General features: G+C 32.7%; 8 protein-coding genes. All 8 read right to left on the reverse strand.

Annotation, left to right across the window (positions count from 1 at the left end):
* Nucleotides 1-2: 2 nt before the first annotated feature.
* A complete protein-coding gene (locus Q4487_RS14835; protein WP_303544218.1) occupies nucleotides 3-485 on the reverse strand; it encodes a hypothetical protein in 483 nt (160 codons plus the stop codon).
* A gap of 11 nt (nucleotides 486-496) precedes the next feature.
* On the reverse strand, nucleotides 497-2,245 hold the full coding sequence (locus Q4487_RS14840) for a RagB/SusD family nutrient uptake outer membrane protein (protein WP_303544215.1): 1,749 nt from the start codon (nucleotides 2,243-2,245) through the stop codon (nucleotides 497-499).
* Between the two features lie 10 nt (nucleotides 2,246-2,255).
* Nucleotides 2,256-5,366, reverse strand: a complete 3,111-nt coding sequence (locus Q4487_RS14845) for a TonB-dependent receptor (RefSeq protein WP_100896482.1) — start codon at nucleotides 5,364-5,366, stop codon at nucleotides 2,256-2,258.
* An 84-nt stretch (nucleotides 5,367-5,450) separates the two neighbouring features.
* On the reverse strand, nucleotides 5,451-7,355 hold the full coding sequence (locus tag Q4487_RS14850) for a right-handed parallel beta-helix repeat-containing protein (protein WP_303544212.1): 1,905 nt from the start codon (nucleotides 7,353-7,355) through the stop codon (nucleotides 5,451-5,453).
* 380 nt (nucleotides 7,356-7,735) lie between these two features.
* The gene (locus tag Q4487_RS14855; RefSeq protein WP_303544209.1) at nucleotides 7,736-10,081 is read right to left on the reverse strand and encodes a glycoside hydrolase family 2 TIM barrel-domain containing protein; all 2,346 of its coding nucleotides are present in this window, start codon (nucleotides 10,079-10,081) and stop codon (nucleotides 7,736-7,738) included.
* 12 nt (nucleotides 10,082-10,093) lie between these two features.
* Nucleotides 10,094-11,632, reverse strand: a complete 1,539-nt coding sequence (locus Q4487_RS14860) for a sulfatase (protein WP_303544206.1) — start codon at nucleotides 11,630-11,632, stop codon at nucleotides 10,094-10,096.
* A 5-nt stretch (nucleotides 11,633-11,637) separates the two neighbouring features.
* On the reverse strand, nucleotides 11,638-13,059 hold the full coding sequence (locus Q4487_RS14865) for an arylsulfatase (RefSeq protein WP_303544203.1): 1,422 nt from the start codon (nucleotides 13,057-13,059) through the stop codon (nucleotides 11,638-11,640).
* Between the two features lie 12 nt (nucleotides 13,060-13,071).
* A complete protein-coding gene (locus tag Q4487_RS14870; RefSeq protein ID WP_303544200.1) occupies nucleotides 13,072-14,490 on the reverse strand; it encodes a sulfatase in 1,419 nt (472 codons plus the stop codon).
* Between the last annotated feature and the right edge of the window lie 175 nt (nucleotides 14,491-14,665).

Consider the following 14,665-nt stretch of genomic DNA (forward strand, 5'->3'; position numbering starts at 1 on the left):
CTTTATTCTTCTAATACATTAACTGTTATTGTTTTATCTACTTTCCAAACATCATCTACTTTTACAGATTCTGCTACAGAGTCCTTGTAGGTATTTATGAGTCTTACATTTTTTTCTCCTACCTCATCAAAAAGCACATAAATTAATTCATCTGAAGAATTTTTTCCTACGCCAGATTTTACAAAACGTGCATAGTTTAGAGTATCTGCTGCGGTAAAATTACCATTCATATACCGCATACCATCTTCAATTTGCCACTGGTGACTTATTAAGCCTCTAGACAAATCGTTAAAAGCAACATACTTGTTTACTGCTACAACTCTTTTTTCTTCTTCGTTTTCATCAAGATCAAAAGAGGTCCAAATGGTAATACTAGAAAAGTCTCCGTATGGTGGCTCATAATCATCTTCTTCTGAACAACTAACAGTAAAGCATAACACCGTTAATGCTACAGCACATTTTATTTTATTATGTATTGTTTTCATAGGTTTATATTTTAGTTGTTAAGCTTATTATTGTTAAGTGTTTCGCCTTGAGGAATATCAAAATAACCTGTTTGACCAGCAGACCAAGCCGATGCAGCATCTATATACTCTGAGAATTTTTTAGGGCCATTACCTGTTTGCAATAAACTTTGTTTACGAACAGCTTCCTTACCATTAGTTCTAATATATGTGTAATCTGCTACAGAAAATACTTGTGTACTTAAATCCTGAAATCTTTCTAACGTAACTCCCCAACGACGTAAATCTATAGTCCTTGTAGAAAAACCTTCTAAAGACAACTCTAAAGGATATTCTTTATACATTAAATGCTCCATTAAAGATGATGATGAATACGTAACACCATCAAAATCGTGCGCACTGCCATCTGGCATACCCAACAATTGTAATCCCCAACGTTGACGTATTTGATTAACTAAATTTAATGCTCCGCTTACGTTACCTGCATTTAGCATACATTCTGCTTGCATTAAATACACTCCAGACAAACGGTTAATAACTATGTTTCTGCCAGATTTCCAAGGAGAAGTAGAGGTTTCAAACTCGGTTATATGCCCTATATGATTGGTATATTTTTTATAATTAGAAAATCTTGTGTTACCAAAAGTTGTAGTTTGTGGTGCTACATAACCGTAGTATTCTGATAGTTCATCATTAACCACAGCAATGGTCTGTGACGCTCTTAAAGGTATAGTTTTAAGCGTACCAGTAATATCGCCATCTATGTAATTTCTAGGATCTTGTGTGTCCATAGGTTCTGTAGAATACGCATATGTTAACCAGGCAGAAGGCAACAACTGTGCTTGTCCGCCTATAGCTAATTTTTCTTCTGCGTGCCTAGCTGTTGGTGCTGTTCTACGTGCCAATCTGTTATTAAAAGATTCTTCATTAAAAAAGCCATCTTCTAATTGTTGATCATTTGCATAGTTAATTTCAAAAATAGATTCTGAGTTAAACTCACCAGCAGTGGTAAACATTTTAGAAATATCTTGCTCTAACTCATACCCATAATCACCTCTTACATTGTTAATAATGTCGTTAAAATAAGTACTTGCTTTATCATACTCTCCCCTATACAAATAACTAGTTCCCAATATAGTTGCAGCTGCACCAGCATCTACTCTAGATTTAGGTTCCATTTGCAATGGTAAGTTATTATAAGCATACTCTAAATCTTCAGTAAAAAAAGCTATTACTTCTTCTGATGTAGATAATGCTTTAGAGTACTCTGCATTTGATTTTGGTGCAGACTCTCTAATAATAATTTTTCCTTCATTAAAAGTTGAATGTAAGTAAAAATGCATTAAACCTCTAAAAAAACGTGCTTGTGCCATTTGTTCTGTCCATCTTTTTTTAGATTTAAGATCATCTGTCATAGAGTTTAAACCCTCTATAACTTGGTTAGCTCTCCAAATTACTCTGTATTTAGAATCCCATCTTTTTTGAACAATAGGATTATCAAAAGTTAAACGATGTTGGTACCAAGGTAAATAAGCACCAGTTGGATTATTTCTAGGTCCTGGATGTGCCAAATCTGTACGATAAAATTCCTCTTCTAAACCTAGTATGTTATGGTCTAACATACCGCCGTATAAAGATGTAAGATTAGACTCTGATTCCTCTAGAGTTCTCCAATATGTATCTGAAGATAAAAAATTTGGATTGGTTTCTTCTAGATAATCTGAACAGGATTGAAAAACTCCTGTCGCAATTAATACGATTATAATTATATACTTTTTCATAATGTTGTGTTTAGAAGCTTATATTAATACCTAGTGAATACAAAGATGTTAATGGAAATCTAGATAAATCTAGTCCTCTTTGTGCTACATTGCCCCCACCTACTTCGGGGTCATAACCATCATAACCAGTAATTGTTAACGGATTTTGTGCAGAAAAATAGATTCTTAATTTAGAAATTCCGTTTCTCATTAACATATCTTTATCTAAGCTATACCCTAAAGAAACTTGTTTAAGTCTTAGGTAATCTCCGCTCTCTACCCACATATCTGTATCGCCATCATAATTTGGGTGTCTACCATTACGGTCTATATAAAAAGGTACATTAGATGTTGGGTTCTCTGGTGTCCACATATTATATAGATCTCTGTGACGACCTCTAGTAAAAGCATCTGCTTTTGTACCGTTTATAATTTCTGCTCCTACAGATGCGTACCAGTTCATAGAAAAATCGAAATTCTTATAAGCCCAAGTAAAGTTTAAACCAGCCTCAAAATCTGGTAAACCGCTACCAGAATATACTCTGTCATCATCTGTAATTTTACCATCGCCAGCATCTGCAATACCATCATTATCTGTATCGACAGTTTTTTGATCTGTATAAATTAAATCACCTAGTCTTGCATTAGAATCTAATTCTTGGTAAGCTAGCAGTTGTTCTTCTGTTTTTATAGTTCCTTGTGTTTGGTGTAACCAAAATGAAGCTGCTTCTCTACCAACTTTAAAAACTGTAACAGGAGAACCAAGCACTTGAGAATTAGAGTTGTAAATAATATCTACACCATCTACAATACTTGTAATCTCATTAGAGTTTTTAGTAAACGTAGCACCAATAGTAATTTTGCTTTTTCCTATTTTTTCATTGTACTGTGCGCCTATTTCTAACCCCTTGTTAACCATATTACCAATGTTTAAAATTACATTTTGTGGCTGACCAGAAACAACACCTGTAGATCCCGGTAACCTAACAGGAAATAACATATCTTCCTTTTTAGTTACGTAGTAATCTGCTGTAAGTGTAAATTTATTTTTAAAGAAACCTAAATCTATACCAATATTATCAGATATTGATGTTTCCCATTTTACTTGTGGATTAGAATAAGCTACTATTGCAGAACCTAAGTTTACAACTGCATCATTAGGATCAAAAATATAATCTCTTTCTCCAGAGATTACAGATGCAAACTGATAATCGTTAAAACTATCATTACCAACAGTACCGTGACTGGCTCTAATTTTAAAGTTATTTACTGTTCCTTTTAAAGAAGACCAAAACTCTTCACTAGATACATTCCACGCTCCTGATATAGAAGGAAAGTTACCCCAACGGTAGTTTTCTCCAAATTTACTAGAACCATCTCTTCTAATTAAACCAGATAATAAATATTTACCCTTGTAGTTGTATTGTAACCTACCTATTAAACCTATATTTTTTCTAACATAGTTAATTCCTGACTCTGCTAAAGGATCTTGTCCTGCGTTGTTTAAAACTTCTACCTCGTTAGAAATAACTCCGTTTCTAGAAGCTATAAAAGACTGAAAATTTCTTTCATCAAAAGATGTACTTGCTAAAGCAGTAACCGTATGGTCTCCAAAAGATTTTTTATAGTTAAAGCTACCATCCCAGCTAAAAACACTTAATCTAGAAGATTCTGCAGATACACCACTTTTTAACGGATCTACTTCAGATGTTTCTGTTGTCACATCAAAAAGCTCAAATCTTGGTCTAAATATGTTTCTAATACTATTGTTTATGTTAGCACCTATTCTAGTTGTAAAATTAAGATCGTCTGTAATTTTACGGTTAATACTTAAACTAACATTAATTTTGTCTGTCTTTTGGTTATCGCTTCTTTTTAAATTTTGTGCTAAAGTATTTAAAGGAGTTTCTACACCACCTTGACCAGACTCTGTAAAAAAGACATCGGAATCTCTATCAATTATAGGATAATAAGGTTTGTAGCGTATAGCATTAGTAAGCAAACTATTTGTTGCCCTGTTTCTATCTTCTAATGTATACCCAATACTTGTATTAATTTTCCAGTTTTCTGTGTTGTAGGTTGTATTTGCTCTACCATTATACCTTCTAAAAGAAGAGCCAATAAGTACACCATCTGCATCAAAATAACCACCTACCACGTTGTAAGTAAATTTTTCTGTACCTCCAGAAATGTTTAAATTATAGGTTTTGCTTTCTGTATTATTTATTAAAACAATGTCTCTTAAATCGTTATCATTACTTAACCACTCTGCTCTATTTGGACCTGGATCAAAAGCTTGTGGGTAGTACTTCTTCATTTGTGTTTCAAAATAAAGCTGCTCCTTCGTGTTTAAAAGTGGTATATTTTTACCTAAATCCTGTATACCGTAAGAGTGATTAAACTCTACACGCATTGCTCCTTCTTTACCTCTTTTTGTTGTAATTAATATTACACCTGCTGCACCACGAGTACCATATACAGCTGCAGAAGCGGCATCTTTAAGTACATCTATAGTTTCTATTTCGTTTGCACTTAACCTAGGATCTCCTTGCTGTGGTATACCATCTACAACAAACAATGGTGTATTAGTACCAGACAAAGAGGTTATACCTCTAATTTGTATGCTAGACTGTTCTCCTGGTTCTCCAGAATTTGCGGTAATATTTACACCCGCTACTTGCCCTTGTAAAGCAGAAGCTAAATCTGGTGTAATAAATTGTTCTACTGCCTCTGATTTTATTTGTGCTACGGCTCCGGTAAGTTCCTTTTTCTTAACTGTACCGTACCCTATAACAACTACCTCGTCTAGAGTTTCTAAATCTGTATCTAAAACAACATTAAGTTTGCTGCCAGTTACTTTTATAGATTTAGGTTCCATTCCTATAAAACTAAATTCTAGGATAGCTCCTACTTTAGTTTTTATAGCATAATTACCATCAAAATCTGCTGCTACACCATTTGTTGTTCCTTTTTCTACTACAGACACTCCTGCAATGGGTAAACCATCATCAGAGCTTGTTACTGTTCCTTTTACTTCTAGTTCTTGTGCTATTGCACTAAAAGTGAAGAACAACAACACAAAAGTTAGTAGTACTTTAGAACCAATTGCCTTTGGTTTTAGAGTTTTTGTTTTGTTTTTCATTTTCTTAAGTTTTAGTTTTTTAGTTTTAGTTAGTTTCCTTTTTATCGCTATCTACTTCATTTATATATTGATTTTAATTATTACTTATTTAAATTTTAGTTTACCCACAGAATCATCTGCTTCTAAAATTTTAGTTGCTTTACCTTTGTATTTATTCTTTTTAAACTGAACATTTTTTGAATGCTCTATTTTTATAGCCGGATTACTTGTATGTAACTGCGGAAAAGTACCTGAGTTTGTTATTGTGTTTTCTTTAAATAATAAACCGTCTGTATTTTTTACCTGAAGAATTAAATTATCAAACTGGTTAAAAGTATTGTTCTCTATTGTGATGTTTTTAAATGCAATGTTTTCATTATCATCATCTGTATCAAACCTAATAACACCTCTATTAAAACCGCTATGCTGACAATCTTGAAAAGTATTTCCTGTAATTAACAAATCACTTGCACTACCAGACTCATACCAATGTCCGCTTTCTACTGGTATTAAAATAGCTTCCATTTCTGTACTAAAAAAGTTGTTTTTAATTACCGTTTTTCTAGGTGTAGAAATTAACAAACCTCGGGCTCTATTGTTTTTAATGGTACAATTTTCTACTGTTAATTCTGGGTAAGCATCTAGATTCTCTATTAAATCGCCAACTTTAAGATCTGCTGGTAATTTTTCATTAAAAGTTATAATTTGATATCTACTGTTTATATTTTTTATACTTTTTATAGAATTGTTTGCAAAAGGAAAAAATGAATTACTTAAACGTAAAAAACCAATTTTATCGTTAGTTCTTCCTATTACAAATCCTTGTTGCTGAAAATGCCCCATTCTAATACCTAAAGTATACTCGTCTTTTATATCTTGAATAATTTGGTACGTACCGTGTACATTTGTTGCATCATCTAACTGATTGGTTAAAATGCAGTTTTTTAACACAACCTTACCTCTACAGCCTACAAAATGTGTAGCATCTGCACTTGTAGATACCATACGCCCTTTAGATGGTGTTACATTAAAAGCGTCTAAAATAAGATTCTCGCTATTTTCTGCAATTAATCCCATACCACCTGCATGGTGCACATTTACATTAGTAGCATTAAAACCAATAGTGTTAGATACTCTAAAAGCAGGTGCCAACCTATTGTGTTGTTGTTCTCCTTTGCTAACTATGATTTTACCAACTTCTGGCAACTTTTTTTTATGATTGTAAATACGGACTAAACCTGGCTTAATTTCCTTAAAAACCATATTATATTCTCTACCAATAATTCTTTTATCTGGATCTTGCCTGTCTGTAGGATACTTGTATTTTATATTATCTATGTTACGACTAACATTTACCTTTTTATATAATGCCAAAGATGTATAAGCCTCTGTATCAAATGAAATTGCTTTACGTATTGGATCATATAAAATTGCCTGACCAAAATCATGCTCATAATATTCTTTCACAAATATTAGTTGTTCATTTCTAATCTCGTAAGGGTACTCATTAGATATTTGAATATCAAAAGTGTGTTCTTCATTATTATTAGCCACAACTGTAGCCTCACTATGAAATGATTGCGCCCAATCTACAGACACATTTTTTATTGTAATATTAGTAGCATTGTCTATTAAAAAAGGAATCATTCTTCCGTGAAAAATAAAACTAGAACCCTGACCGTCTATTGTTAGGTTTTTAAAACCGTTTAAAGGAAAAGCTGTTTTTACAATAACATCATTATGGTTAGATATATGTACAAACTTTTCTAATCCCAAATCTGGATAAAAATGATAAGTACCTTTTTCAAATTTAATTTCTGAAATTGGTGCTACCTCTGCCTGCATTACTCTTGCTAATACACTAGCAGTTGCATCTTCTGCTATATCTAATGTAAATAGTACTTTTTCTGGTGCTTTGTTTTGCCCATAACCAGTACTTGATATAAATGAAACTAGTACAATAAATAGTGCTAATTTTAGATTCGTATTATTTCTGAGATTATTGTTCATTATTTACTTATAATATGTTAATTATTTTATAAAGTTGCAGATTTTACACAATAACTTTGTCTATACCCGTAAATCAAATGTAGCTTTCAGTAAAACAGAACATAAACACCTATTAATCAACACCTTAATTACATAAAAAATCTTTTATCTTTTCATTTAAAAACTTCAAAAACAGGCATAAACACCAATAAAACTACTGCTGTATTCCTGTTTTAAACCTAAAAAGTTGTGAAAATACCCTAAATGTTTAGCTACTGTAAAAAACAGTATCAAAAAGAGTTGTTTTGATCATAGTATATAATAAAAAAAAGCAGCTTCTATTTGGTTATTTAAACCTATAGAAACTGCCTTTAATCAACAGAATGTTTTCCCCCAACAATCTACTTTATCATAAAATCATAAGTACCTTTTAAATTTGCAGAAGTAGCTTTAACTGGCACAGGTCCAGATACATTACCAACCTTAACTACTGCTGTAGCAATACCTGCTTCTGCCTTAATTGCTTCATCATTTAAAACTTCTAATCCATTACCAAGTGTAATATTTATTGTATCATTAAAATCTGGTATTACAGTACCATTAGCATCTACTGCTGCTATGTAAACAAACAAAACATCGTTTACATTTGCTGTAGCAGGCTTGCCACTTTCATCTACCCAAATTTTTAATTTTGTAGCTTTTTCCGGAGTTGATACTTTATCTTCTGCCACTTGTTTACCGTTAATAAAACCTTTAGCTACTAAAGTGCCTGCTGTAAAAGATCCTAATTTAAAAGTAAATGGCGGATGTGTCAATTTTGTTGAAATAGCATCTTCTTCTGGTTTTTGAGTAGCTATTAACTCATCATTTAAAAACAACTTCACTTCATCTACATTAGAAAATATTTTTACATCTGTAAGCGAACTTTTATTCCAGTATGTAGCTATTTTTAATACCTTTTTCTGATTAAAGTTTTGTTGACTTTGATAAAAGTAATATGCAAACTTTGGCAATCTAAAGATATCCATAATACCTGAAGCTTCAATATCATTATGATACCCACGGTTATAGTCATACATTACCCAATAACTATCTGAGTATGCAGGAGTATTTAAATTATCATTATGAGATTCTTGTACGTTATAAGCTTGTTGCAACAGCCTAATTTCGCCATCTGCTCTTAACTGTCTACTACTCTTTTCTAACCTAATATCTTTTGGTAATTTATGCTGATTTAAGCCTGCGTTGTTAGAGTAATACTCCCAATCTCCGTATTCAGACACAGAGTACGGTTTATCTTTTAGTTCATGCGGATGTAAAATTCTGTGTTGGCGCGCTTGCAAATAAATATCATACACATCATCCATCCAACCACAAGAATATACATTGTCTCCAGGGTATTCTGCATGTACAATTTCATTTAACTTTTCCATAAAAAAGATAGGCATTTTAGTTTCGTTTAAAGATACTTCCCAAGCTAAAACAGATGGCCTGTTCCTGTCTCTACGTATTAATTGGGTTGCAGAACGGTAACAATATGCCCTAAACTCATCTGTATCATTATAATATTGCCAACCCATAATAGCATCTATAACTACTAAACCTAACTCATCACAAGCATCTAAAAAAGCTGGAGATTGCGGATAATGTGATAATCTTATGTAGTTAAAACCAGCTTCCTTTATTTTTTTAGCATCGCGGTACTGTGCATTATCAGACAGGGCATAACCAATAAAGGGATATTCTTGGTGTCTATTTACTCCTCGTAAAAATGTTTTTTCACCATTAACATACAATCGGTTTTCTTTAAATTCAAAAACACGAATACCAAACTTCGTTTTTTGTAAATCTACTGTTTTGCCATCTATTTGTATTTTGGTTTCTAATACGTACAAATTAGGGCTGTCTGGCGACCACAAATCAGGATTATCTAAATGTAAATCTGCAATATGATCTGTGTTTTTATTAGCTGCAATTACTATTTCTTTTGATGTGTATTCCTTTACAACTTTTCCTTTTTTAAGTATATTTTGTACTACAGTAATACTTTGTTCCTGTTTACTATCATTAGCAACATTTGTTTTAATTTTTACTACAGAAGAAGATCTACTAACTTTAGGGTAGGTTATAAAAATACCACCACCAGCAACTTTGTTAGCCAATACAGCATTAGAAATATGTATATTTTCTTTAACAGATAACTTTGCGTTTCTATACAGACCACCATACATATTAAAGTCTAACCGTTTTAAAGGCTTTGGACCTGTAATGTCATTATCTGTATTATCTAGCCTAATAGCAATAGAATTTTTTCCTGCTTTTATGTAGTTTGATAAATCTAAAATTACTGGTAAATAACCGCCATGATGTTCTGAAACTAATTTTTCGTTTACCCAAATTTTTGAAAAATTCATTGCAGCTTCTAATTCAAAAAACACCTTTTTATTAGCATCTTCCTTAGCAATTGTAATTGTTCTTCTGTACCAACAAATGCCTTGCCATTGGTTGTTAACAACTAATGGTTCTAGATTTGCAGTATGCGGTAATTGTACGTCTTGCCAATCCTTGTCGTTAAAATCTGCTGTAAACAATTCTTTATCAGATATTTTAGACTCGTCTACTATTTTAAATTTCCAATCCTTATTAAGGTTAATTGTTGTAGGCTCATCTTGGGCACAAGAGTGCAGTGCTAAACTTAATAATAAAATAAAAAAAGTATAAGCAGTTTTAATTTTTAGGTGATTCATTTTTAATTATTCTTATTTTTTATCAGCCTTTTTTAAGGCAGCTTTATACTCTTTATTCATTTTTTTATGCCCTATTTCTTCGCCAGCAAGCATTTTTTTATACTCATCTGGTCTCTCTTTTTTAACCCAAGCAATTAACTCTGGTCCGTTTGTTATTACAGGGTTATAAATATCACTAACAGGTTTCATTTGCTCATCAAAAAGAATTGTTTGTGCTCTAAGCTTATCTAAAACATCTTTGTATTTTGGATCTTCTGCTAAGTTTACCAACTCATTAGGATCTTCTGTTAAATGGTATAGTTCTTCTTTTGGCTTTGTAGGCGCAAAAAATGGAGCTTGGTTCTCGTTTAACTTTCCTTCTTTATAAAGCGTACGCATTACGTGTACAGCTGGTCTATAAAACTCTAAATATGCTTGGTGTGCATCATAAGGCACCTCTGGCATATCATTACGTATGTAAGACCATTCTGTTGTGGTTACAGATCTAGATTTTTCCATTATTTCATCCCATAAATCCCTAGCCGCATAATTATATTCTCTATTAAAATCCTCACTAAAAATAGGTGTACCCGTCATATAACTTGGCACTTTTATACCTGCAAAATCTACAATACTTGCAGTTATATCTGTTGCACTAACTACATCTTCTCTTACCTTATTTCCTTTAAACTTTGCTGGGTAATGTATTAGTAAAGGAATACGTAAACCAGGATCTTGTAAATACCCTTTACCACGAATATTGCAACGACCGTTATCACCTATAAAAATTACAATAGTATTATCTGCTAATCCTTTATCTTCTAATTCTTTAAACAACATTCCCACTTCATTATCCATATATTCTATTTGGTCTAGATATTTAGCCCAATCTAGTCTTACTGCAGGATGATCTGCCATATAAGGAGGCAGTGTAAGTGTTTCTGGGTTTACTGGGTGTTTAGATTCTTCTCTAATCTGGTCCCACCAATCTCCTCTGTGCGTAACTTGTAATTGTATTTGAGCAAAAAATGGCTGATCAGATTTTTCTATAGTATCATATTTATCAAACAAACCAAATTGAGTTTTTCCGTCCCACTCACCAATAGCTTCATGCTTAAAATTTACATCTATTTTTCTACCTTTATTTAAAACAGCGTGGTTACCTAAAATGGTTGTATACCCAGCATCTCTTAGTAACTTAGTAAAAGGTGTAAACTGAGCATCTAAAGGAACCTCCCTGTTGCTACGGTGATTATGCGTATTTGTTTTTAGTTGATGTGTACCCACCATCATAGCAGATCTACTGGGAGAACATATAGGGTTTGTAACAAAGGCATTGGTAAAAAGTACACCTTCTTTTGCCATTTTATCTAAAAACGGAGTTTTAACATCTGGCATACCATAACACGCTAAATCTGTGCTCATATCTTCTGCCATTATCCAAATAATATTTGGCTTTTTAGCTTCTACAGGTGCTTCTACAGCTGCTACTTTTTTATCGGTTTTACCACCACAAGCCATTAACAATAAAGCTAAGGCTATACACCATAAAATTTCTTTTACTTTAATCATAGTTTTTAATTTTTAAATACGCCTCCAGAAAATGGATAATGCGCTATTGGCACACTTTGTTCTTTTAATATTTTGTTTGCTTTGGCTACTATTTCTGGGTATTTAGCAGATACATCTTCTTTCTCAAACAAATCTGTTTCTAAATTATATAATTCTGTGTGATAATTATCTTTATAACGTACTGCTTTCCAATTACCAAACCTAGTAGCTTGTCTGTAGCCTTTTACAGACCTACCTTCGTGTATTTCCCAGTATAAAAAACTATGTTTTTCTTGTTCTTTACCTAAAAGTTCTGGTAAAAAAGAAATTCCGTCTGTTTTATTTGGCACTTTTGCCTTTGCTACTTCTGCTAAAGTTGGCATAACATCATAAAAAGTACTAGGATGATTACTTGTTGTTCCTCCTTTTATTTTTCCTTTCCAATAAGCAATCATTGGTACTCTTACACCACCTTCGTATACATCTCTTTTATAGCCATTAAGGTTTCCCGAACTATTAAAAAAAGTATAATCATGATGATTTTCATTGGTTGGTCCGTTATCGCTAGAAAATACAATTAACGTATTTTCTAACTCGCCACTTTCTTTTAGTTTAGTAAACAAACGTTTTATTTGTGTATCTAACATTGTAATACGTGCTGCGTGTCTACGCTCTATCTCTGGCCACTCTTGTATTTTATCACTGTACAAATCATTTTTACTTAAAAAGAACTCGTGTGCGTGTGGCGTTCTGTAAGACATATATAAGAAAAATGGCTTACTAGCTTCCTTTTTATCTAAATATTCTAGTGCAAAATTAGTCCTAAACTCATCTAAACAACTGTAGTTATTGTAATTGTAAAAAATAGAATCTTGGTTGTTGTTTACCCAGTGTACACGTTCATCAATCTCATTGCCTTTAGCATCTTCTCCCCACTGTTCTTGTACTGCATAGTTAAATCCTCTGCCTTTTGCCCAGGTAGATACATCTTCTGGTACTCCTAAATGCCATTTACCAATCATAGCTGTTTGGTAGCCAGATTGCTGTAACATTTCTCCTATTGTTTTTTCAGATTTTTTTAAAGGTACTCTATCGTATTTATTAGGATATTCGCCTTTATTACCACGAATACTAACGTGGCCTGTGTGTAAGCCTGTCATTAATACAGCTCTAGATGGTGAACATACAGATGTACCAGAATAAAAGTCTGTAAAACGCATACCTTCTGATGCTAAACTATCTAAAAACGGGGTTTTAATTACTTTTTGTCCGTAAGAACCTAGCTCACCATAGCCCATATCGTCTGCCAACAAAAATATAATGTTTGGTTTTTTAGTCTGCGGGGTTTCTTTAGGTTCTTTATCTGTTAAAGCAATGTATTTTTTATCTTTAGAACCGCATGAAATACATATTGCAAGTATAAAGATTGATAAAATAAGGTTTTTCATAAATTTAATCTTCTATTTTGTATAAACAGGAACAGCTTCCTTTTCCCAATTTGCAAGGTCATTTTTAAGCTCTTCTTCTATTTGAAGACCTTTACCTATTAAATCATCTTGCTCGCTTATATCTTTAGCAACATTAAATAAATGGTACGTACCACTGTGGTATTTTATAAGTTTAAAGTCTCCTGCCATTACAGCTGCATACTGATCTTCATAACTTCTAAAAAAGTATAAATTTCTTTTTTCTAGTGTTTCACCTTTTAAAACTGGTAGTAAACTAACACCGTTAATCTGGTTGTCTTCACATTTTTTACCAGAGGCAATTTCAATTAAAGTAGGATAAATATCTATAGACTGCACAGGTACATTGGTCTCTGTATTAGCTTTAGTTACTCCTGGATAATTTATAAGTAATGGCACACGAGCACCACCTTCTCCTAACGTATTACCTCCTTTTTTACCACCACTTAAAGGTGCATTTGTATACGCGCCACCTTGGTCTGATAGTACAATGATTACTGTGTTATCTGCAATTCCTTTTTCTTCTAATGCTTTGCGTACACGACCAACAGACTCGTCCATAGCTTCTACCATAGCAGCGTGGTGTGCATATTTACCCTCTAAGCCTGCATCTTGGTATTTTTTTAGTAAATCTTTACGACCAATAGACGGGCCATGAACAGAGTAATACCAAAACGAAAGCATAAATGGTTTTTTATTATCATAATCTTTTATAAAATTAACAGCTCCATCTGTAAGTACATCTGTTAAATAATCTCCTTTTTTAACTCCCGACTTTAAAAAACCTCTTGGATCATCTTGTGGTTTAAAAAATGGATAATAGTAACTTTTTGGATGTCCGGAGTTTGTTGTACCATATTCTGCATCAAAACCTTGATCTTTTGGGTAACGTCCTGGATGACCCAAATGCCATTTACCAATAAACATATTATAATACCCAAATTCTTGTAAACGCTCTGCATAAGTTACCTCTTTTAAAGGCAAGTAGTTTCTAGAAGGCATTTGCACAGGGTCTGTGGGCCATAAATTATACTCTGCGTCAGGATTATCTTTATCTAAAGAAATATGTCTTGGCATACCTAATCTAATTGCTTCTTTACCTGTTAGTAAAGACAACCTACTTGGGCTACAAGTAGGTGTTGGTATATATGCTCTAGTAAAATCTAAACTTTCTTTTTTAAATTTATCTAAGTTAGGTGTAGTAAAGGTTTGGTTTCTATACCCAATGTCAGACCAACCATAATCGTCTACAAATAATAGTACAATGTTTGGCTTTTCAGTTTTTATTACTTCTTCTTTTACTGTTACCTCTACTGTTTGTGATGGTTTATTTTTACAAGATGTAAAAACTAACCCCGTGATGGTGACAGTAGCAAGTAGTAAGGTGTTTTTGTAAATGTTTGCTCTTTTCAAAATATAAAAATGTTTAGCGTAAATATCTCTAATATCATTAGAGCAAATGTGTCTAGTAGTTTACAATATGTATTTATAAGTAAATTAAACGCACATTACTAGTTAAAGCTACATACTTTTTACACAAAAAACCAGAACATATAAATGTTCTGGTTTAATTAATTAAAACTAAATA

This window comes from Cellulophaga sp. 3_MG-2023, assembly GCF_030546975.1.
Taxonomy (GTDB): domain Bacteria; phylum Bacteroidota; class Bacteroidia; order Flavobacteriales; family Flavobacteriaceae; genus Cellulophaga.

Coding starts and splice junctions, on each gene's coding strand:
- Q4487_RS14835 (WP_303544218.1), bottom strand. CDS start 485: ATGAAAACAATACATAATAAAATAAAATGTGCTGTAGCATTAACGGTG.
- Q4487_RS14840 (WP_303544215.1), bottom strand. CDS start 2,245: ATGAAAAAGTATATAATTATAATCGTATTAATTGCGACAGGAGTTTTT.
- Q4487_RS14845 (WP_100896482.1), bottom strand. CDS start 5,366: ATGAAAAACAAAACAAAAACTCTAAAACCAAAGGCAATTGGTTCTAAA.
- Q4487_RS14850 (WP_303544212.1), bottom strand. CDS start 7,355: ATGAACAATAATCTCAGAAATAATACGAATCTAAAATTAGCACTATTT.
- Q4487_RS14855 (WP_303544209.1), bottom strand. CDS start 10,081: ATGAATCACCTAAAAATTAAAACTGCTTATACTTTTTTTATTTTATTA.
- Q4487_RS14860 (WP_303544206.1), bottom strand. CDS start 11,632: ATGATTAAAGTAAAAGAAATTTTATGGTGTATAGCCTTAGCTTTATTG.
- Q4487_RS14865 (WP_303544203.1), bottom strand. CDS start 13,059: ATGAAAAACCTTATTTTATCAATCTTTATACTTGCAATATGTATTTCA.